Annotated in this window: 19 protein-coding genes and 1 tRNA gene; 11 read left to right on the top strand and 9 right to left on the bottom strand. The window is 68.2% G+C overall.

Going from position 1 to position 19,380, the window contains the following annotated elements; translation table 11 throughout:
• Positions 1–28: 28 nt before the first annotated feature.
• Positions 29–223 carry a hypothetical protein gene (locus tag ACWDTD_RS06925; protein WP_449746347.1) on the bottom strand — a complete coding sequence of 65 codons (195 nt, stop codon included), beginning with the start codon at positions 221–223 and terminating at the stop codon, positions 29–31.
• A 167-nt stretch (positions 224–390) separates the two neighbouring features.
• Between ACWDTD_RS06925 and ACWDTD_RS06920 the strand changes: the two genes are divergently transcribed.
• Together ACWDTD_RS06920 and ACWDTD_RS06915 are read left to right on the top strand one after the other, a co-directional pair.
• Positions 391–1,764, top strand: a complete 1,374-nt coding sequence (locus ACWDTD_RS06920) for a hypothetical protein (protein ID WP_449746346.1) — start codon at positions 391–393, stop codon at positions 1,762–1,764.
• A complete protein-coding gene (locus ACWDTD_RS06915; protein ID WP_449746345.1) occupies positions 1,761–2,951 on the top strand; it encodes a lipase family protein in 1,191 nt (396 codons plus the stop codon). Before ACWDTD_RS06920 ends, ACWDTD_RS06915 begins: the two co-directional genes overlap by 4 nt.
• 10 nt (positions 2,952–2,961) lie before the next feature.
• Here ACWDTD_RS06915 and ACWDTD_RS06910 read toward each other — a convergent pair whose 3' ends face one another.
• Genes ACWDTD_RS06910 through ACWDTD_RS06895 form a run of 4 tightly spaced genes read right to left on the bottom strand, consistent with a single transcriptional unit; the run spans position 2,962 to position 7,255 of the window.
• Entirely contained in the window at positions 2,962–3,969 is a 1,008-nt protein-coding gene (locus ACWDTD_RS06910; RefSeq protein ID WP_449746344.1) for an ABC transporter substrate-binding protein, read from the bottom strand.
• Between the two features lie 14 nt (positions 3,970–3,983).
• Positions 3,984–5,255, bottom strand: a complete 1,272-nt coding sequence (gene entS, locus ACWDTD_RS06905; protein WP_449746343.1) for an enterobactin transporter EntS — start codon at positions 5,253–5,255, stop codon at positions 3,984–3,986.
• Between the two features lie 4 nt (positions 5,256–5,259).
• Positions 5,260–6,210 (bottom strand): LLM class F420-dependent oxidoreductase, encoded by a 951-nt coding sequence (locus ACWDTD_RS06900; RefSeq protein ID WP_449746342.1) that lies wholly within the window; start codon positions 6,208–6,210, stop codon positions 5,260–5,262.
• Between the two features lie 10 nt (positions 6,211–6,220).
• On the bottom strand, positions 6,221–7,255 hold the full coding sequence (locus ACWDTD_RS06895) for a nucleoside hydrolase (protein WP_449746341.1): 1,035 nt from the start codon (positions 7,253–7,255) through the stop codon (positions 6,221–6,223).
• Between the two features lie 57 nt (positions 7,256–7,312).
• Here ACWDTD_RS06895 and ACWDTD_RS06890 point away from each other — a divergent pair, with 57 nt between their 5' ends.
• Positions 7,313–8,164 (top strand): mechanosensitive ion channel family protein, encoded by an 852-nt coding sequence (locus ACWDTD_RS06890; protein WP_449746340.1) that lies wholly within the window; start codon positions 7,313–7,315, stop codon positions 8,162–8,164.
• Here the strand turns inward: ACWDTD_RS06890 and ACWDTD_RS06885 are convergent.
• Positions 8,143–8,231, bottom strand: a tRNA-Leu gene (locus ACWDTD_RS06885). The genes ACWDTD_RS06890 and ACWDTD_RS06885 overlap by 22 nt on opposite strands.
• A 99-nt stretch (positions 8,232–8,330) precedes the next feature.
• On the opposite strand from ACWDTD_RS06885, the gene ACWDTD_RS06880 reads away from it, so the two are divergent.
• Genes ACWDTD_RS06880 through ACWDTD_RS06870 form a run of 3 tightly spaced genes read left to right on the top strand, consistent with a single transcriptional unit; the run spans position 8,331 to position 12,169 of the window.
• Entirely contained in the window at positions 8,331–9,677 is a 1,347-nt protein-coding gene (locus ACWDTD_RS06880; protein ID WP_449746339.1) for a M20/M25/M40 family metallo-hydrolase, read from the top strand.
• Between the two features lie 40 nt (positions 9,678–9,717).
• On the top strand, positions 9,718–10,263 hold the full coding sequence (locus tag ACWDTD_RS06875) for a YbhB/YbcL family Raf kinase inhibitor-like protein (protein ID WP_449746338.1): 546 nt from the start codon (positions 9,718–9,720) through the stop codon (positions 10,261–10,263).
• A gap of 31 nt (positions 10,264–10,294) precedes the next feature.
• Positions 10,295–12,169 carry a multicopper oxidase family protein gene (locus ACWDTD_RS06870; protein ID WP_449746337.1) on the top strand — a complete coding sequence of 625 codons (1,875 nt, stop codon included), beginning with the start codon at positions 10,295–10,297 and terminating at the stop codon, positions 12,167–12,169.
• Between the two features lie 12 nt (positions 12,170–12,181).
• On the opposite strand, the gene ACWDTD_RS06865 is transcribed toward ACWDTD_RS06870, so the two are convergent.
• Genes ACWDTD_RS06865 through ACWDTD_RS06855 form a run of 3 tightly spaced genes read right to left on the bottom strand, consistent with a single transcriptional unit; the run spans position 12,182 to position 14,645 of the window.
• The gene (locus ACWDTD_RS06865; RefSeq protein ID WP_449746336.1) at positions 12,182–13,285 is read right to left on the bottom strand and encodes a quinone-dependent dihydroorotate dehydrogenase; all 1,104 of its coding nucleotides are present in this window, start codon (positions 13,283–13,285) and stop codon (positions 12,182–12,184) included.
• Complete coding sequence (locus ACWDTD_RS06860; protein WP_449746335.1) at positions 13,279–13,542, bottom strand: DUF5703 family protein; 264 nt, start codon at positions 13,540–13,542, stop codon at positions 13,279–13,281. Before ACWDTD_RS06860 ends, ACWDTD_RS06865 begins: the two co-directional genes overlap by 7 nt.
• A 5-nt stretch (positions 13,543–13,547) precedes the next feature.
• Positions 13,548–14,645 (bottom strand): YncE family protein, encoded by a 1,098-nt coding sequence (locus tag ACWDTD_RS06855; RefSeq protein ID WP_449746334.1) that lies wholly within the window; start codon positions 14,643–14,645, stop codon positions 13,548–13,550.
• A 94-nt stretch (positions 14,646–14,739) separates the two neighbouring features.
• Between ACWDTD_RS06855 and ACWDTD_RS06850 the strand changes: the two genes are divergently transcribed.
• The 5 genes from ACWDTD_RS06850 to mshC all read left to right on the top strand — a co-directional run bounded on the left by ACWDTD_RS06850 (position 14,740) and on the right by mshC (position 19,362).
• Positions 14,740–15,582 (top strand): undecaprenyl-diphosphate phosphatase, encoded by an 843-nt coding sequence (locus ACWDTD_RS06850; protein ID WP_449746333.1) that lies wholly within the window; start codon positions 14,740–14,742, stop codon positions 15,580–15,582.
• 108 nt (positions 15,583–15,690) lie between these two features.
• Positions 15,691–16,455: an MSMEG_4193 family putative phosphomutase gene (locus tag ACWDTD_RS06845; protein WP_449746332.1), complete on the top strand. Its 765-nt coding sequence runs from the start codon at positions 15,691–15,693 to the stop codon at positions 16,453–16,455.
• A 25-nt stretch (positions 16,456–16,480) separates the two neighbouring features.
• Positions 16,481–17,200 carry a DUF3090 domain-containing protein gene (locus ACWDTD_RS06840; RefSeq protein ID WP_449746331.1) on the top strand — a complete coding sequence of 240 codons (720 nt, stop codon included), beginning with the start codon at positions 16,481–16,483 and terminating at the stop codon, positions 17,198–17,200.
• 2 nt (positions 17,201–17,202) lie between these two features.
• Positions 17,203–18,057, top strand: a complete 855-nt coding sequence (locus ACWDTD_RS06835) for an SCO1664 family protein (protein WP_449746330.1) — start codon at positions 17,203–17,205, stop codon at positions 18,055–18,057.
• 60 nt (positions 18,058–18,117) lie between these two features.
• The gene (mshC, locus tag ACWDTD_RS06830; protein WP_449746329.1) at positions 18,118–19,362 is read left to right on the top strand and encodes a cysteine--1-D-myo-inosityl 2-amino-2-deoxy-alpha-D-glucopyranoside ligase; all 1,245 of its coding nucleotides are present in this window, start codon (positions 18,118–18,120) and stop codon (positions 19,360–19,362) included.
• Positions 19,363–19,380 lie beyond the last annotated feature (18 nt).

Below are 19,380 nucleotides of genomic sequence, written 5' to 3'. Positions count from 1 at the left end.
CAGCGGGTCCGCGGGTTCTCCCGCGTGTTCACCGGTCCCAGTTCTGCTGGATGAAACCGGTGACCTTGGTGATGTCACCGGACGGCAACGTGCCGCCGTCGGAGTCGGTGAGTTTCCGGATGAAGTAGCACGGACTGGTCACCCCGACGCGCAACCCGAGGACACCGGCGAGGGCCAGAGCGGCGGCGCCCAGCAACGGCCGACACAATCGGAAAATGCTCATCTTCCTGCCTTTGGCACGAGTTCTTCTGCCGCGGTGCGCTTGACCAACGCTACGCACGCGGACCCGGGCACTCGACCGGGCTGATGCCGCCCGCCGCGGCCGGGGCGAGAACCCACCTGATACTTTGCTTAGGATCACCTAAGTAATCGGGTTGGGGGTTCTCGCGCATGTTTCGCCGTCTGACCATCATCGTGCTCGCGGCGGTTCTCACGGTCGGGTACGTCGAGAGTCATGGTCCGCTTGTCGCGCCCGCCGGGGCCTCCCCGAGCACGACGCATCCCGGCACGGCCACCGACGCCCGGTGTGTCGGATCGGATTTCGCGACGCTGGGAAAGATCTACGACGCCGTCTTCGATTCCTTCGTTCCCCGCCTGCCGCCGCAGGTGCGGCGGGACAAGGACAGGATCAAGGCGCAGGCGCACCGCGACATGGACCGAGTGCGCGTCTCGAACATGCTGGTGTCCGATCATCCCGGCCAACTCGGTGCGCAGCGCGGCGATCCGATCACCCGCTACCGTGATCCGATTTCGCTGTACGTGGTCTCGCAACTGCTGAACGTGCGGCATGGCAAGCAGTTCCAGGCGATTACGATGGAGAACCTCACCCTTGCCCAGGCCGTGGAGACGGCCTGGTTGCTGATCTACGCCACCGTGATCATTCCGCTCACCGTGGTGTTGAGCGCGGTGCCGAACATCGCTCCCGTCTGGGGGCCGATCACCGTGCGTTTCCTGGTCACGCTGCCCTTCTACCTCGGCATCTACGGTGCACGTTATCTCTACCAGTTCATCTCCAACGCCCTGGTGAACTCGTGCCTTGTCTCCATGACGAAGACCGAGCGCGACCGCGCCGGTCAACCGGTCAAGGATCTGCGGTTCTCCGGTGCCGTGCCGGCATTCGTCGACGACATCGCGGGTCAGGTCGATCTGGCCGACCAGAAGGGCTGCGCACCCATCGGCGATCAGCCCATGTCGCGGATCGTCCGCCGCGTGGCGACGTACCTGACCGACACGAACACCGACCCGGCAACCCGCACCATGATCGAGGCCGTCGCGAAGGACGTCGAACACCGGATGCGTGCCACTCGGGTGCCGGTGAACCTGATTCCCGCCGATCCCGCGGACTACAACCAGATCGAGGGAATCATCTCGCTGCTTGGCGGCTACGTGGCACCCGACATCCCGATCACCATCGGGGACAACACCTTCGGGATCGGAACAGGCGGCGCACCGCTCGACATCGTCATCGGATTGATCCACAACATCAACCACGGCAAGAACATGGGGGAACAGGTGTCGCTCTGGGATCTACCGGTCACGAAGTCAATGACTGCGGCCTACTACACGATGTATTTCAGCATCTATGTCACCCAGGTGATCTACGCGAACGCGCTCCCGTTGGCGCTGCCCGGCATCGCCAACCTCGTCCCCCGCCCTTTCGGATTGTTCTACGCGCCGCTGAACTTCGGCTTCACCGCCTACCACAACGTGCTGCGGTCGATGTGCTTCGCCGAGGACAAGCGAGTGGAGGTGGCCGTCGCATGACTTCGCGACAGACATTCAGGGGGGTGCTCATCGCGGCGCTCACCCTGTGCCTCATCACCGTTGGACTCATCACCGCCGGCGCCGTCGGAGCGGCCCCCGTCGCGACCACGTCTCCCACCCCGCACCGCGGCGCGGGAGACGTGGTGGCCACCACCGACATCACCGACCGCGCCGACGCGAAGGTCGCCGGCGCCGCCCGCGTGATCTCGATGACATACCTGTCGGAAGGCGCCGACGGCACGCTCATGCCGGTGCGGGGCACCGTGATGATCCCCTCGGCACCGCCACGGCCCGGAGGGTGGCGCGTGCTCGGATACGCCCACGGCACGGCAGGGCTCGGCGACGGATGCGCCGTCACGCACCGGATGGGACATCAAGGGCGCTACGACGATTGGCTCGGGCCGTGGCTGAAGGACGGCTACGTCGTGACCGCGACCGAATACGCGGGCGTCGGCGGGCCGGGCGCGCATGCCTACCTCGACGGCGCGGTGGCCGGCAAGAATGTCCTCGACTCGGTGCGCGCCGCCCGGACGGTGGTGGCGCAACGCGCGGGACGCACCTCGACCGCATTCGTCACCGACGGCGGCTCTCAGGGCGGGCACGCCTCGCTGTGGGCGTCCAACATCGCCCCGTCGTACACACCGGAACTGACCCAGGTCGGCGGGGTCGCCAATTCACCGCCCATCGGGATCGCCGACTACTTCGGGGCCCTGCGGCCGGGATTCCCACCGATCGCGGTGCCCGACTACGTCACCTACTTCTCGTATGTGCTTGCCGGGCTCGCGGCCGCACGACCCGACATGGACATCGACTCCTACCTGACGCCGGTGGGGCGCAGGGTGATCGCCGAGGCGTCGACCCGGTGTTATCCCGATCAGGGGCGTGCCACCGCAGGGATGACGGTGGGGCAACTCATCGCGCGGCCGCTCGCCGACGGACCGCTCATCCCGGCGCTGCGGGCCGTCACCGACGTGCCCACGACGGGCTACCGGTCGCCGTTGCTGATTCAGCAGGGAGTCCTCGATCCGGTGGCGTTCGCGCCGCTGACCGCACGCTTCGTGACCGAGGCGCGCGCCAACGGGGCCGACATCGATTTCCGGACGGCACCCACCGGTCACGGCCTGGGGGCATGGGCGGAGACCGACGCACTACGGTGGGCGAACCGCCTTGGGTGGCCCGCCGGTTGAACGCGCGGACCTACAGACGCGCGGCGACGGGCTCGAGCAGCCCGATCACGTAGGTGACCGACGGGGCGCTGGGGACTCCGAACGCGGGTGCGTTGTCGTTGGTCAGGTACACCACGGTGTTGTCACGCACCGCCTTCAGGTTGTCCCATCCGGGAACACGCTGATACACCGAATCCGTGCCGAGACTCCACGCGACGAGCAGGTCGGAGTTGAGCAGATCGACACGTTCGGGTGAGATCAGCGCGCGAGTCGCCGTGCCGGTCTGTTCGGCGGCCAACGCCGGATTCAGCACGAATCCGAGTTGCGCGAGAAGCCCGGCGGCGGAGTCCTTCGTGGAGTTGATCGCGCCGATCTGGCCGGTCGGCCCGAACTGGGCGAAGGTGAACGTCTTGCCCACAGCAGTGGGATGGTCCGCCTTGAACCGTGCGATGTCGGCATTGGTGGTGGCCACGAGTTTCTCTGCCGCGGACTGCTTCTCGAAGATCTTGCCGGTGGTGGTCGCGATGTCCTCCCATGAGTCGACGGTGGCGCCGGTGCGCATCACCGGAATGGTCGGGGCCACCGAGCTCAGACGTTCGTACGCCTTGCGGTCGCCGAGGTAGCCGGCCAGGATCAGATCGGGTTTGTACGCGGCAAGCTCGGATACGCCGAGCGTGGAGATCGAACCGACCACCTTGATCTCGGAGTCGTGCTTCGGCGTCCACGCGAACGTGTTGCCCGGTCCGGCATATCCCCGCTCTTTGAACTCCGCGGTGATGGGCACACCCAACGCGGCGAGGGTGTCGGTCCAACTGCTGTTCAGGCTGACCACGCGCGTGGGGCGCTTGTCGATCGTCGTGGTGCCGTATTCGTGTGGAATGGTCACCGCGGTGTAGGGACTCGACGAACTAGGCGAATCGTCCTCGGCGGGAGTCGAGCACGCCGCGACGAGTGTGACGAGCAGCGCCGTCGCGGCGACGACGAGCGCGCGCGGGGTGGTCGAGGCAGGATGGTCGCGGGAAAGGCGCAGCAGAGACATTTGCTCAGGCTAGCCTAACCTATATTCCTTTCGGCCTCGGGGCTCGCCTCGTCGACTCCTATCGACGAGCGCAGCACCAGCGTTGTCCCGAGCGACAGCACGAGCATCACGATCCCGTAGTAGACGATGGCGGTCGAGGCCACCCAGATCGTGCCGAACACGCCGGCAACGAGGGCGCCGACCGCGACACCCGCGACCTCTTGGGCCATCCAGATCCCATTGACCCGGCCCAGCAGGGGGCCGGGGGTGTGGTGCTGGATGAGGGCATATCGCAACACTTCCCCGACGGCTTCGAAGGATCCGATCATCACCAACACGATCAGCGCCGCCCAGAATGTCGGCGTCAGGCCGAACACTATCTGGGCCACGAAAGTCAGCATCAACGCCACGGCCAGCACGCGCCCCGGCCGCCGGACCGACGACAGCCATCCACTGGTCAGTGCCGCGATCATCGCGCCGACGGCGGCCGCCGCGTACAGCAGACCCGTGGCGCGCGCGTCATCGTCGAAACGCTGGGCCACCAGGGCGGGTAGCAGTGCGACCACGCCCGCGCCCAACATCGCGAGGACGCCGACGATCATCACACCGCCCACCGCGCGCTCGTGGAGGATGAACTTCAGGATCGAAACTGCTTGCGGGCGAGTCGAACCCGTTTCCGGTTCGCGCGCGGAAGGCGGCATCGACGGCAGTCCGAACAGAATCAGCACGGTGAGTGTCGCGAGGCATGCGGCGATCACGAACGCCCACGCGACGCCTGCGCCGGCGATCACGAAGCCGGCGATGCCGGGGGAGACCGCAGAGCCGATCCGCACCGTCATGGAGCTCAGTGCGCCGACCGCCACGAGTTGCTCACGCGGTATCAGGGTGGGCACCACCGCCATCAACGCCGACGTCGACAGCGCTCCCACGAGACCGTCGACCCCGGCGAGCGCGTACAGCACGGCCATCGACGGCGTCCCGGGGACCACGCCGAAAGCGTTCGCCGCGAGCCCCATGAACGACACCGCCGCACCCGATCGCCCGACCAGGATGAGCTTCTTGCGGTCGAAGCGGTCGGCGAGGGAGCCACCGAGGAGCATGCCGACGAACGTGCTGATGGCGGTGACCGCGGTGGCCGCCCCCACCTGGGCCGACGAGCCGGTGAGCTCGTAGGTCTGCACCGGCACCGACACCAGCAGTAACCCGATGCCCACCAGCGAGATCAGGCGCGCTACGAAGATCCGCCGGAACGGTGCACTCTCGCGTAGCGGCGAGACGTCGACGAGCAGCGATCGCGCCGCGCGCACGCGGTCAGGCGACCACGCGTGCCAGCGTGTGGCCGAGCAGCGACACACGCCCCGGGATGTGACCGTTGGCGGGTGCGTTCACCGTGAAGCCGTCGATGCCGCTGACCTTGAGTGCCTCGAAGGCTTCGGCCACCTCGGCCGGATCGCCGACGATGGTGCTGGCCCGACGCACCTCGGCGGCCGGATTGCGGGCGAGATACGACTCGAGTTCGGCGACAGCGAGATCGTGGGTGGGAGCGATACAGGCGGAGGTCTGTAGCGTGACCGTGATCTCGGCCGGGTCGCGTCCGTAGGTCTCACAGTGGGCGGCGAGCGCATCGAGTTTGCGGCCGATGTCGGCCGGCGCGCAGATGAGATTCGATTCGTCGGCGTAGCGGGCCACCATCCGCAGCGTCTTCTTCTCGCCGCCACCGCCGATCATCACCGGGATCCGGCCCAGCGGTGCGGGGGAGTTGATCGCGTCACGGACCTGATACCACTTGCCCTGCAGCGACGGCTGCTCGCCGCGCAGCATCGGCAGGATGATCTGCAACGCCTCCTCGAGCTTTTCGAAACGGTCGGTGAAGGTGCCGAATTCGTAACCGAGAGAGTCGTGTTCGAGTTCGAACCACCCTGCGCCGATACCGAGCTGAGCGCGCCCCTCCGACACCAGGTCCAATGCGGTGACGATCTTGGCGAGCAGGGTGGGATTGCGATAGGTGTTGCCGGTGACCAGCGCCGACAGCCGCACCCGTGAGGTGTGCTGGGCCAGGGCCGCAAGCAGGGTGTAGCACTCGATCATCGGGTCGTCGGGCGTGCCGAGCATGGGTAGTTGATAGAAGTGGTCCATCACCAGCACGGTGTCGAATCCGGAGTTCTCCGCCTCCACCGCCTGCGCGGTGATGGTGGGAAACAGGTGGTCGGGCTTGATGTCGGGGTAGGTGAAGTTCGGGATCTGATAGCCGAGGCGAGTCACCTGACCCACGCTACGCGCGCGGATCCACGGTGCGCGCGAAACCTGCGAGGGTCTCGACGAGGTGATCGAGCACCGCGTCGACGTCGGCGGCAGTGGCGATGCGCGCATTCGGCGCCCCACCCCACATGCCCCGCTCGTCGGCCACCGTCATGCCGCGGGTCAGCGCGCCGCGCAGCTCCACACCCACCTGCGCGGCCGCCGTGGTCACGATCGCGGGGTCGAGGGCCACCATCGCCGCGAACGGATCGTGCAGGTGCGCGATGTAGCCCTCGTCATGGGCGTGGTGAAACTCCAGGTAGAAGCGCATGGCGTCGACGATGTGGCGGATCAGCTCGTTGTCGGCGACCGACCGCAGGCCCATCTCATCCGACGGATCCGGGCACTCGACCGGGCTGCTGCCGGCCGCCGCGGCCAGACGCACCAGATGGTCGGGGGTCAGCGCCACCGATTCGGTGAGATCCAGCGAACACACGATGGGGCTCGGCGCCCCACCGGTGCCGAATGCGGCGAACACCTCCGCGGCCGCCTCGGGATCGACGGCCACGTTCCATTCGGCGGTGGGCGTGGTGTTGCCGTGCACGTGGAAGGCGCCGCCCATCACCACCAGCCGCCGCAGCCGGGCAGGCAGCGCCGGATCTCGGCGGACGGCGGTGGCCAACGAGGTGAGCGGACCGGTCACCAGACCCACGAGTTCGCCGTCGTGTGTGCGTGCCGCGTCGATCCAGGCGTCCGCGGCATCGAGGTCCGCGGCGGTGAGATCGGTGGCCGGCAGCTCCGCGTATCCGATGCCGAGCGGGCCGTGGGTGTCCTCGGTGGTCATCAGCTCTGCCACCAACGGGGTTGGGGAGCCGCGGAACACCGGGATCTCCGGGCGCCGGCATACCGACAGCCACGCGAGGTTGTTGTCGGTGACCACATCGACGGGCACGTTGCCCGCAGTGCTGGCCACACCCACCAGGTTCACATCGGTGCGGGCCAGCAGGTACAGCAATGCGATCGAATCGTCGATGCCGGTGTCGCAGTCGAAGAACACATGCTGGGTCACCAGCCCATTCTGGCAGGGACACTTGAGAGATCGTGAATGATCCGTACGGTCGGTCACATGCACACCTACACAACGGCTTTCGAGTGGACTGACAAGAATCGCGAGTTGCTTGTGGAGAATCCGGTGCGGATCGCCGGATACGTGCTGGCGGCGCTGCTCGTCCGGTACGTGCTCCACCGGCTGATCGACCGGGCCACCCGCAGGCGTCTCGCCGGGCGCCGAGCGCAGCGGGCCCGCACCATCGGCTCGGTGCTGAAGTCCACCGTGTCGATCGTGCTGCTCACCTGGGCGGCGCTCGCGGTGCTGTCGGTGCTCGGCGTCAACATCGCGCCGTTCATCGCCTCCGCCGGTGTGGTGGGGCTGGCCGTCGGATTCGGTGCCCAGAACCTGGTGCGCGATTTCGTGACCGGCATCTTCATGCTCCTCGAGGACCAGTACGGGGTCGGTGACTTCGTGGACCTCGGTGAGGCGAGCGGCGAGGTGGAATCGGTGGGACTGCGGATCACCACGATCCGCGACCTCGACGGCACCCTCTGGTACGTGCGCAACGGTGAGATCGCCCGGGTGGGCAACATGAGCCAGGAGTACGCGGTGGCGCGGATCGAGGTGCCGGTGGCGTTGACCGCCGATGTGGACCGTGCCCAACAGGTGGCGCTCGAGGCGTCGCGCGAAGCCGTCGCCGACGAGCAGTTGGCGGTCGACGTGATCGGTGAACCGGAGATGCTCGGCGTGCAGGAGATCGCGCCGGACCTGTTGACGCTGCGAATCACGCTCACCACCCGGCCCAATGCGCAGTGGGCCGTGGCGCGGGTGTTGCGGCGGGAGATCCTGAGGTCGTTCGATGAGCACGGCATCGATCTGCCGTATCCCCAGGGACGTCTTGCTGCTGGTGTCCGAGGGGGGACTTGAACCCCCACGCCCGTTAATAGGGCACTAGCACCTCAAGCTAGCGCGTCTGCCATTCCGCCACTCGGACCAGTCGTCGGTGCCGCACCCGAAGGTGCCGCGTTCGCACCGGCGGCGATAACAGTAACCGAGGTTGCCGCGTTATCCCAAATCCCGTAGGAGTGTGGGAGTGACATCGGAGCCCGGGACAACACTCGCCGTCGACGAGGTTGTCGACATCGTCAGCACACTCATCCGGTTCGACACCAGCAACACCGGTGAACTCGAGACCACCCGCGGCGAGGAGGATTGCGCCAAATGGGTCGCGGCGATGCTCGAAGAGGTCGGCTACACCACCCAGTACGTGGAGTCGGGACAACCGGGCCGGGGCAACGTCTTCGCGCGGCTGGCCGGACCCGAGGACTCCGACCGTGGCGCATTGCTGATCCACGCCCACCTCGACGTCGTACCCGCCGAACCGGCCGACTGGAGCGTGCACCCCTTCTCCGGTTCGGTCTCCGACGGCTACATCTGGGGCCGCGGCGCGGTGGACATGAAGGACATGGCGGGTATGGCACTCGCACTGGCACGTCAGCTCAAACGCACCGGGACCGTGCCGCCGCGTGAACTCGTGTTCGCCTTCCTCGCCGACGAGGAGGCCGGCGGCACGTGGGGCGCGCACTGGCTGGTGGAACACCGCCCGGATCTGTTCGACGGCATCACCGAGGCCGTCGGCGAGGTGGGCGGCTACTCGCTGACCGTCGACCGGCCCGACGGCACCGAGCGTCGCCTCTACCTCATCGAGACCGCCGAGAAGGGGTTGTCGTGGATGCGACTGACCGCCGACGCGACGGCCGGGCACGGCTCGTTCCTGCACTCGGACAACGCGGTCACCGAAGTGGCCGCGGCTGTCGCCCGCATCGGACAGCACACCTTCCCGACGGTCATCAGTGACTCGGTGGCCGAATTCCTGCAGGCGGTGTCGGAGGAGACCGGCTGGGATCTGGGTCCCGACACCCCCGACCTGGAGACCGTGCTGTTCAAGCTCGGCAGTCTGGCCCGCATCCTCGGTGCCACGCTGCGCGACACCGCCAACCCCACCATGCTCAAGGCGGGATACAAGGCCAACGTCATCCCGCAGAAGGCCGAGGCCGTCGTGGATTGCCGGGTGCTGCCCGGCCGCCAGCGTGCCTTCGAGGCCGAGATCGACGAGCTGATCGGCCCCAACGTGACGCGCGAGTGGATCACCCACCTCGACTCGTACGAGACCACCTTCGACGGCGATCTGGTGGATGCGATGAACGACGCGATCCTCGCCTTCGACCCGCAGGGCCGCACCGTGCCCTACATGATGTCGGGAGGCACCGACGCCAAGGCGTTCGCGAAACTGGGGATCCGCTGCTTCGGATTCGCGCCGCTGCAGTTGCCGCCCGAACTGGATTTCGCCGCGCTCTTCCACGGCGTCGACGAACGTGTCCCGGTGGACGCGGTTCTGTTCGGCACCAAGGTATTCGAGCATTTTCTGCGGAACTGCTAGTCCGGCGCCGCTGGTCCGACCCCCCGAGAAAGGTGTTCTGATGTCGACGTTCGATCCCTATGAGGCGCTGCCCGCGCTGCCCGGATTCACCGTGACCTCCGAGAGCGTCATCGACGGTGCGCCCCTGCGTAATCCGCAGGTGAGTGGACTCATGGGAGCGGGGGGTGAAGACCGCTCGCCGCAACTGTCGTGGTCGGGATTCCCCTCGGATACCAAGAGTTTCGCGGTCACCGTGTACGACCCCGACGCCCCCACGGCCTCCGGCTTCTGGCACTGGGCCGTCGCCGACATCCCGGTGTCGGTGACCAGCCTGCCCGAGGGTGCCGGCGACGAGAACGGCAGCGGGCTGCCCGCCGGTGCGGTCACCCTCGCCAACGACGCCTCTCTGGCCCGCTTCGTCGGTGCCGCCCCGCCGCCCGGCCACGGTCCGCACCGCTATTTCATCGCGGTGCACGCGGTGGATGTCGAGTCGCTGGAACTGCCCGACGGCGCCACTCCGGCCTATCTCGGTTTCAACCTGTTCTCGCACGCCATCGGGCGTGCCGTGATCGTGGGAACCCACGAACAGCCCAGCGAGGACGTCTGACGGTTCGACGAGAACGGAGCCGGGGGGCCGTATGGGGGATACGACGCGCAGGCGTGCGCTGATCGCGGGCGGGTTGCTGCTGGGTTCCACCTTCGCGGCGGGGCGAGCCGCGGCCGACCCGCCGTCGATCCCGCTGCCGCCGTTGCCGGGCAACATCGGTCCGCAACCGCAGTGGCCGACGACGAGCCCCGCCGATTTCCGGTCACCACCCCTGGCCCGGTACGTCGACGCACTCACCGTGCCGCCCACCGGTGACGCCGGCGGTACCCTGCGGGCGCACGAGGCGGTGCACCGCTATCACCGTGACCTGCCCGCCACCCGGGCCTGGGGATACGGCGCCACCGGTGCCGATCGGCACATCCTCGGCCCCACGCTGACCGCGCGCTCCGGTGAGGTCGCCGACATCGCCGTGGTCAACGCGTTGGGCAGGCACATTCTCGCCGGCGACGTCGACACGACGATGATGGGCGTCACCGACCGCGACCGCACGCAACCGCGCACGACGATGCATCTGCACGGTGCCCCCACCGCACCCGATTCCGACGGTCATCCACTGATCACCTGGCGTCCGGGCGGGACGGCCACACACCGCTACCACAACCGGCAGGAGGCGGCGACGCTGTGGTATCACGACCACGCCGTCGGTGTGACCCGCCTCAACGTGCACGCCGGTCTCGCCGGTTTCTATCTGGTCCGTGACGATTTCGACACCGGTGCCCCCGACAATCCGCTCGGTCTTCCCAGCGGCGATCAGGAGCTGCCGCTGGTGATCGCCGACCGCACCTTCAACACCGACGGCAGTCTGCAGTATCGCCAGTTCTGGTTCTTGCCCGAGGGCATGAACCAGGGCGGTCAGTGGGGTGATGTGGCCGTGGTCAACGGGACCGCGTGGCCACGGCACACCGTGTCGCGGCGCCTGTACCGGTTGCGGCTGCTGTGCGGTGCCAATTCGCGCAGCTACGAACTCGCCTTCGCCAACCGGATGCGTTTCTGGGTGATCGGCTCCGACCAGGGGCTCATCGACCGGCCGTCTCCCGTGCGGTCGCTGGTGCTCACGCCCGGGGAACGCGCCGATGTGCTCGTCGACTTCGGTGAACTCGCCGACGGCGAATCGGTGGAACTGATCAACATCGCCCGCAACAGCATCGGCAACACCGGATTCATGGTGCCGCCGCTGCGCGAGATCATGCGCTTCGACGCGCGCGGTGCCCGTGTGCCCGCACGGATTCCCGACACGTTGCGGGGCGGCCGCCGCCGGCCTGCGGCCCTACCCCCGCCACGGCGTCCCGACCGGGTGCGCGTGGTGACGCTGATGTGGGCGCTCAACGCCGCGGCGTCGCTGCCGGTTCCGGTGCGCGCGATGCTGATGATCAACAACCTCGGCTTCATGTCCGACGATGTGGACCGGGCCCGCGCGGGCACGGTGGAGCGCTGGGACATCGTCAACATTCTGCCGGTCGAGCATCCGGTGCACATCCACCTCGCACGGTTCCGCGTGCTGGGCCGACGCTCCCTCGACTCGACCCGCTACGTCGCGGCGCACCCGCCGCCGGTGCGGATGGGCATCCGGTGGAGTCCGTCGCCGGAGGGATTCACCTTCGGTCCCGTGCAGGGGCCGCGTGCGTGGGAGCGGGGCCTGAAGGACACGGTGCACTGCCCCGAGGACACCGTCACCTCGCTGCTCGTCTACTGGCCGTCGGCGGCCGAACTCGGCTTCGACCCGGACGCCGCAATCGAGGTACCCGACGGCGCCGAGCGGGCCCAGACGGGTCCTGGCATGTCGGATTCTGTTATGTCGCATTCGATGAACGCCGCAGACGAACCGCTGCGCGGCTATGTGTGGCACTGCCACAACCTCGATCACGAAGATCACGACATGATGCAGCGGATCCGGGTGATCGGCTGAGCGACGGGCACCTCAGTCCGACGCCGCGCTCCCCACCGCCGCGCTCAGATCGGCGAATCCCGCGGTCCGCACCCGCGCGGCGAGTCCGTCGTGAATCTCCTTGAGCCGCACCGGACCCCCGTAGATGAATCCGGTGTAGCACTGCAGCAGGTCGGCGCCCGCGCAGATACGTTCCCACGCCTGATCGGCCGTTTCGATGCCGCCCACACTGATCAGGGCGAGTCGGCCGTCGACGCGGGCGTACAGACGACGTAACACCGCCAGTGACCTGTCGGCCAGCGGTGCGCCCGACAGACCGCCCGCGCCCATCGCGGCGACCTCGTCGGCGGGGGTCTGCAGGCCGGTACGGGCGATAGTGGTGTTGGTTGCCACGATCCCGGCCAGTCCGAGGTCGAGCGCGAGGTCGGCGACCGCGTCGATGTCGGCGTCGGCGAGGTCGGGGGCGATCTTGACGAGCACCGGGACCGACACCTCCTGCTGCACCGCGGCCAGGATGGGCCGCAACGAGTCGACGGCCTGCAGGTCACGCAGGCCCGGGGTGTTGGGGGAGCTGACGTTGACCACCACGAAATCGGCGCGCGGGCCCAGTAGCCGCGCCGACAGGCGGTAGTCGTCGACGGCCTCCTCGAGCGGGACCACCTTGGTCTTGCCGATGTTGGCGCCGATCGGCACGCGCACCGGGCCGAGTCGGGGTGCGTCGAGATGGGTGGCGGCGACCTGCGCGCCCGGATTGTTGAATCCCATCCGGTTGATCAGCGCCCGGTCGCGCGGCAGCCGGAACAACCGCGGCGGGGGATTGCCCGGCTGGGCCGCACCGGTGATCGTGCCGATCTCGGCATGACCGAAACCGAGGTGACCCCACGCGTTGATGGCCGACGCCGACTTGTCGAACCCGGCGGCCAGTCCGAGCGGTGAATCGAAATGGACACCGAACACGGTCTGCCGCAGCACCGGGTCGGTGGTGGCGAACAGTCGCGCACACAGGCTTCGCAGCGGCCCGACACGCATGGTCACCCGCAGCAGTGTGGCGATGAGCGCGTGGATTCGTTCGGGGGGTAGCAGAAACATCGCCCGCAGGGCCACCGGGTACAGCAGCCGGTTGGCCCGGATCAGCATGCCCGGGCGTCCTCGCCGGAGTAGTCGTCGGGCCGACGGCGTGTCGGCTTCTTGCGCCGCAGCAACACTTTTCGCGTGCCGTCGGAATACAGCCGCACCCGCGACAGCTCCCAGCCGCCGAACTCCGCCTCCAGTGACAGGCGCATCGACGCGGTCACCCTCGTCACGTCCGGGGGCAACCGGACCAGCATGCATTCGTAATCCTCGGAGGTGACCTCCCAGCCGCGCGGGTAGCGGGCGCCGATCCGTTGGGACATCGGCGTCACCCTCCCGTGGGTGTGGTCGAGGGCGCCGCGGGCGTGCCCGGTGTGATCACCTGGACACCGCCGTCGCGGGCGGAGAGTACGAACACGGTGCCCGACGTGTCGTCGACGGCGATCGCATCCGGCTGTGCCACCGACGCAAATCGGTGTTTCTCAACGGGCTCGCCCCCGGCCAGGTCATAGGCCATCACCTCGTTGTTCGCGGTCGTCGACACCCACAGCAGGTTGTGGGTGTCGTCGTAGTCTACGGCGAACGGCCCGTCGGGCACCGGATAGCGAAACCGCATCACCAGTGGCGATCCGAAGAACCCGAGGATCTCGTTGTCGCGCGGGTTGGACACCAGCACGCGGCCGTACCGGTCCACGGTGGCCTCGGCGGCGCCGTTGCCCGCGCGCAGCGCCGGCCCCAGGTCACCGTCGCCGAGGGTGACCGGTGTGACCGACGACTGGGCACGATCGAGGACCACCACCTGCTGCGAGGGCAGGTCGGCCGTGGTCGGCGAGACGGTGATCTCGTCGACGCGCACGAAGCCGCCGATGTCGCGGACCTGCTTGAAGGCGTTGTCGAACACCAGCACGTGGCCGTTGCCGGTGCCCACGAGTGTCTGGCCCGACGGGGTGCGGGCCAGTGCGGTCGGGTCGGTGACCGCGGTGGTGGTCGGGTGGGTGGAGCCGTCCGGATCGATGCGCACCAGCACGCGCGGTCCCGCACCGAGGAACGTTCCGCCACCCACACCGATCACCGTGGTCAGGTGGGGTGTGGTCACCGTCGGCAGCGGATCGGCCGGTGCGCCCGTACGGATCCGCAGCAGCGAGGTGCCGTCGGCGGACGGCACGGCCAGCAGATCACTCGACAATGCGAGCTGGGTGCTCCCCGGCGGCGTCGGGATCACCGTGCCCGCGGGGGTGGCCGGCGGGCCATGCGGCGCGGGGCTTGCCGTTGCCGCCGGGACCGTGGGTATGTCACCGGTGTTGTCGTTCGACGATCCGCACCCGGCGACAACGACGACAGCACACGCCACGACCGCCGACGAGGCGAGCAGGCGGTGGCCGCGCGGCCGATGTCGTGCGGATCGGGACAACCGGGGCGCAGGCATGGGTCCATCTTGCGTCAGAGCACCGCAGCGTCTGCGCCCGGGGGAACGCGCCGGGCACGGACGGGCGATCGGGTGACCGGTAGCATCAGCGGCCGTGACCGAGACCATGACTTGGGCCCAGTCGATCGTGCTGGGAATCATCCAGGGCCTGACCGAGTTCTTGCCGATCTCGTCGTCGGCGCACCTGCGGATCGCCTCGGAACTCATGTTCGGTGGCGATGCGGGTGCGTCGTTCACCGCCGTGATCCAGTTGGGCACCGAGGCGGCGGTGCTTGTCTATTTCGCCCGCGACATCGGCCGCATCGTGGCGGCGTGGTTCCGAGGATTGTTCAACCCCTCGGCCCGCAACCTCGACTACCGGGTGGGCTGGTATGTGATCTTCGCGACCATCCCAATTGGCATCATCGGCTACCTGTTGAAGGACGAGATCCGCACGGCGGCCCGCAACCTGTGGCTCACCGCGACGGTGTTGATCCTGTTCTCCGGCGTGTTCTGGCTCGCCGAACGCTACGGAACGCGCTCCCGCTCGCTCAATCGGCTGACGCTGCGCGACGGTCTGGTGATGGGCTTGGCGCAGTGTCTGGCGTTGGTGCCGGGGGTGTCACGCTCGGGCGCCACGGCCAGCGCCGGACTGTTCCTCGGTCTCGAACGCGAGGCAGCGTTCCGGTTCTCGTTCCTGCTGGCGATTCCGGCAGTGGTGGCCTCGGGGCTGTTCAGCCTGCCCGACGCGTTTCACCCCAGCGGCGACGGGATGGAGGCCACCGGCGCCCAGTTGGCCGTGGCGACCGTGATCTCTTTCGTCGTCGGCTACATCTCCATCGCCTGGCTGCTGCGGTTCGTCAGCGGACACTCGCTGAACTGGTTCGGCGTCTACCGCGTGGCCCTGGGCCTGGTGGTGATGGGGCTGCTGGCCGGCGGGGTGATCAGCGCCACCTGACGCGCGGAAATTCGGTGGCGGGCGGATTTCTCATGCGTCTCACCGCCGCGAGCGGCCACGAGATCACGGCGGCGTGCCGTGTGATCGGGGTGTGCCTATGGTTGAGGGATGACCGTGATCCTGGTGCGCCACGGGCGGTCCACCGCCAACACCTCGGGTGTGCTCGCCGGACGGACACCGGGCGTCGCCCTCGACGACAAGGGCAGGTCGCAGGCCGACGAGATCGTGACTCGCCTGGGTGGTTGCCTGGAGAAGATCGACGCGGTGGCCCGTTCACCGCTGCAACGCTGTGCCGAGACGGTTCAGCCGCTACTCGCGGCGATTGCGGCCACCGGCCGGGAGGTCCCCGAGGTCGTGGTGGACGATCTCGCGGAGGTCGACTACGGCAGCTGGACCAACCGACCCATCAAGGATCTGGTGGGCGAGCCGCTGTGGAAGGTGGTGCAGCAACATCCGTCCGCAGCGATCTTCCCCGACGGGGAGGGGCTTTCGGCGGTTCAGTCACGGGCGGTCGGCGCGATCCGCGCACTCGACCGGGAGCACGGCGGCTCCGACGGATCGGGTGTCTGGGTGGCGTGCTCGCACGGCGATGTCATCAAAGCGGTGATCGCCGACGCGTTGGGCTCGCACCTCGACTCGTTTCAGCGGATCGTGGTGGAGCCGGCCTCGATCAGCATCATCCGGTACGGACCGACGAGGCCGTACGTGCACACCGTGAACAACACGGCGGCGATCTCGGTACCGATGCCGCCCGAACGCACCGCGGGAGCCTCCGACGACGCGACCATCGGCGGTGACCGCGGCGTCGCCGCTGATGCCGAGAGTGAGAGTCAGCCGGTGCCACCCGCGACAACGGTGGCGACGCGCGGATAATGAACACGACGACGAAGGAGGTGTGATGTCTCGGGCGATACACGTGTTCCGCAGCCCCGACCGGTTTGTGGCCGGTACCGTCGGGCAGCCGGGTGACCGGACGTTCTACCTCCAGGCGGTCCACGAATCGCGGATCGTGAGCGTGATGCTGGAGAAGCAGCAGGTGCAGATCCTCGCCGACCGGATCGGTGCCCTGCTCGACGAGATCCATCGCCGTTTCGGCACCCCTGTCCCGCCGCCGGCCGACCGGGTGGGTGATCTGCACCCGCTGGTGATGCCGGTGGACGCCGAGTTCCGGGTGGGCACCATGGGGCTGGGCTGGGATGCCGAATCCGAAGCGGTGGTGGTGGAGTTGCTCGCCATCACCGAAGGTGAGTTCGACGAGAGCGTGGTGCTCGACGACACCGACGAGGGGCCCGACGCGGTGCGCGTGTTCCTCACCACCGAAGCGGCCCGGGAGTTCGCGGCCCGGTCGTCGCGGGTGATCTCCGCCGGTCGCCCGCCCTGCCCGCTGTGCGCCGAACCGCTGGACCCGGAGGGTCACCTGTGTATTCGCACCAACGGATACAAGCGTGACGCGCAGCTGAGCAAGTCCCTGGATTTCGTCGACCCGGAGGTGTTCAACAATCTGGCCCTCGGCGACGACACCGGACTGCTCGACACCGACGAACTCGACCCCGAGGATCCCGACCCCGAGGATCCCGACACCGACGATCCCGACACCGGTTCCGGGCACGGGGACTGACCATGGCGTCGGCGGCCGAACCCGCACCGGCCTCCGGGCCGGTGGATGCCCCGGCGGAGACGCTGCGCCGCGGTGAGCTGGTGATCATCGGTCGCATCCCCGCAGCGAGCAACGCCACCCTGGTGTGCGACGCGGTGTGGGGTGACGCGTCGGTGCGCTGCGTGTACAAGCCGGTGCGCGGGGAGGTGCCGCTGTGGGATTTTCCGCACGGCACGCTCGCCGGACGCGAGGTTGCCTCGTACCTCGTCTCCGAGGCCCTCGGATGGTCGGCGATCCCCACCACCATGCTGCGCGACGGCCCGCTCGGACCGGGCATGGTGCAGCGGTGGATCGATACACCCGATCCTGTCGATGCCGAAATACCCACGCCGAGAATAGATCTCGTCGATCTGTGTCCTCCCGACGCGGTGCCGCGCAACTATCGCTCGATTCTGCGTGCACTCGACCCGATGGGGGAGCGAGTGGTGTTGGTCCACGCCGACGACCCACGGTTGCAGCGCATGGCCGTGCTCGATGTGATCCTGAACAACGCCGACCGCAAGGGCGGCCACGTGCTCGAGGGGCGCGACGGCGATGTCTACGGGGTGGACCATGGCATCTGCCTGCACAGCGAGGACAAGTTGCGCACCGTGTTGTGGGGCTGGGCCGGAGAGACGATCCCCGGCCACCTCGTCGCCGACATCGCGGACCTGGCCGAGCGACTCGACGCCGACGACTCGTCGTTACGTGCCGAGTTGGCCGATCACATCACCGACGACGAGATCGATGCCCTGACGATCCGTGCCATCGTGTTGGCCGAGACCGGTCGTATGCCGGAACCTCCTCCGCATCGCCCGATTCCGTGGCCACCGTTCTGACACGGAGAGCCCGAGCCATCCGTCGTCGTCGCCTGCCGGCGGGACCCATACAGTGGACACATGCATTCGTGGCCGCAACCTGCCCTGCCCACGCTTGAGGGCTCCGGACCGGCGCTCCGTCTCTACGACACGTCGCGCCGCGCCGTCGCGCCGGTCGCCCCGGGAGCCACCGCCACCATGTACGTCTGCGGGATCACCCCGTACGACGCCACCCATCTGGGCCACGCCGCCACCTACCTGGCCTTCGACCTGGTGAACCGGATTCTGCGCGATCAGGGTCACGACATGCATTACGTGCAGAACATCACCGACGTCGACGATCCGCTGTTCGAGCGTGCCGCCCGTGACGGCGTCGACTGGCGTGCCCTGGGTTCCGAACAGATCGACCTGTTCCGCGAGGACATGACGGCGCTGGCCATCCTGCCCCCGCGCGACTACATCGGGGCGATGGAGTCGGTCGGGGAGGTGATCGAGGTGGTGGGCAAGTTGCTGGCCTCCGGTGCGGCCTACGTGGTGGACGACCCGCAGTACCCCGACGTCTACTTCCGCGCCGACGCCACCGAACAGTTCGGCTACGAATCCGGGTACGACCGCGCCCTGATGGAGCAGTTCTTCGCCGAGCGCGGCGGCGACCCCGACCGCCCGGGCAAACGCGACCGCCTCGACGCGGTGCTGTGGCGGGCGCAGCGACCCGACGAACCGTCGTGGGAGTCGCCGTTCGGGCCCGGCCGACCCGGCTGGCATGTGGAATGCGCGGCCATCGCGCTCAACCGCCTCGGCGTCGAGTTCGACATCCAGGGCGGCGGCAGCGACCTGATCTTCCCGCATCACGAGTTCTCCGCCGCCCACGCCGAGGCACTGAGCGGGACCCGACGCTTCGCCCGGCACTACGTGCACAGCGGGATGGTCGGCCTCGACGGCGAGAAGATGTCGAAGAGCCGCGGAAACCTGGTGTTCGTGTCCGTCCTGCGCCGCGCCGGGGAGGACCCGGCGGCAATTCGCCTTGCGCTACTCGACGCCCACTACCGTAGCGACCGGATGTGGACCGACGCGGTACTCGACGACGCGCGGCGTCGGTTGTCGCGCTGGCGGGCAGCGACGTCCGCCGACACCGGTCCCGACCCGTGGCCGGTGATCGCCCGCGTCCGCGAGCACCTTGCCGACGACCTCGACACGCCCCGGGCACTGGCCGCGATCGACGGCTGGTGCCGCGACGTGGAACAGGGGATCGGGTCGTCGACCACCGCGTCGGGCGACATGGCAGCCGCCATCGATGCGCTGCTCGGGGTGCAACTGCGCGGCTGACCCACACAGGGTGCGGCG

This window comes from Gordonia sp. NPDC003425 (assembly GCF_053588635.1).
Note: the sequence above shows the minus strand (reverse complement) of the source record. Positions and strands in the feature narration are given on the sequence as shown.

What these genes read in the sequence shown, in the direction of transcription:
- ACWDTD_RS06870 (WP_449746337.1), top strand. Translation starts at nt 10,295, where the DNA reads ATGGGGGATACGACGCGCAGGCGTGCGCTGATCGCGGGCGGGTTGCTG.
- ACWDTD_RS06890 (WP_449746340.1), top strand. Translation starts at nt 7,313, where the DNA reads ATGCACACCTACACAACGGCTTTCGAGTGGACTGACAAGAATCGCGAG.
- ACWDTD_RS06865 (WP_449746336.1), bottom strand. Translation starts at nt 13,285, where the DNA reads ATGCTGATCCGGGCCAACCGGCTGCTGTACCCGGTGGCCCTGCGGGCG.
- ACWDTD_RS06855 (WP_449746334.1), bottom strand. Translation starts at nt 14,645, where the DNA reads ATGCCTGCGCCCCGGTTGTCCCGATCCGCACGACATCGGCCGCGCGGC.
- ACWDTD_RS06835 (WP_449746330.1), top strand. Translation starts at nt 17,203, where the DNA reads ATGGCGTCGGCGGCCGAACCCGCACCGGCCTCCGGGCCGGTGGATGCC.
- ACWDTD_RS06845 (WP_449746332.1), top strand. Translation starts at nt 15,691, where the DNA reads ATGACCGTGATCCTGGTGCGCCACGGGCGGTCCACCGCCAACACCTCG.
- ACWDTD_RS06920 (WP_449746346.1), top strand. Translation starts at nt 391, where the DNA reads ATGTTTCGCCGTCTGACCATCATCGTGCTCGCGGCGGTTCTCACGGTC.
- ACWDTD_RS06875 (WP_449746338.1), top strand. Translation starts at nt 9,718, where the DNA reads ATGTCGACGTTCGATCCCTATGAGGCGCTGCCCGCGCTGCCCGGATTC.
- ACWDTD_RS06860 (WP_449746335.1), bottom strand. Translation starts at nt 13,542, where the DNA reads ATGTCCCAACGGATCGGCGCCCGCTACCCGCGCGGCTGGGAGGTCACC.
- ACWDTD_RS06840 (WP_449746331.1), top strand. Translation starts at nt 16,481, where the DNA reads ATGTCTCGGGCGATACACGTGTTCCGCAGCCCCGACCGGTTTGTGGCC.
- ACWDTD_RS06915 (WP_449746345.1), top strand. Translation starts at nt 1,761, where the DNA reads ATGACTTCGCGACAGACATTCAGGGGGGTGCTCATCGCGGCGCTCACC.
- ACWDTD_RS06925 (WP_449746347.1), bottom strand. Translation starts at nt 223, where the DNA reads ATGAGCATTTTCCGATTGTGTCGGCCGTTGCTGGGCGCCGCCGCTCTG.
- mshC (WP_449746329.1), top strand. Translation starts at nt 18,118, where the DNA reads ATGCATTCGTGGCCGCAACCTGCCCTGCCCACGCTTGAGGGCTCCGGA.
- ACWDTD_RS06910 (WP_449746344.1), bottom strand. Translation starts at nt 3,969, where the DNA reads ATGTCTCTGCTGCGCCTTTCCCGCGACCATCCTGCCTCGACCACCCCG.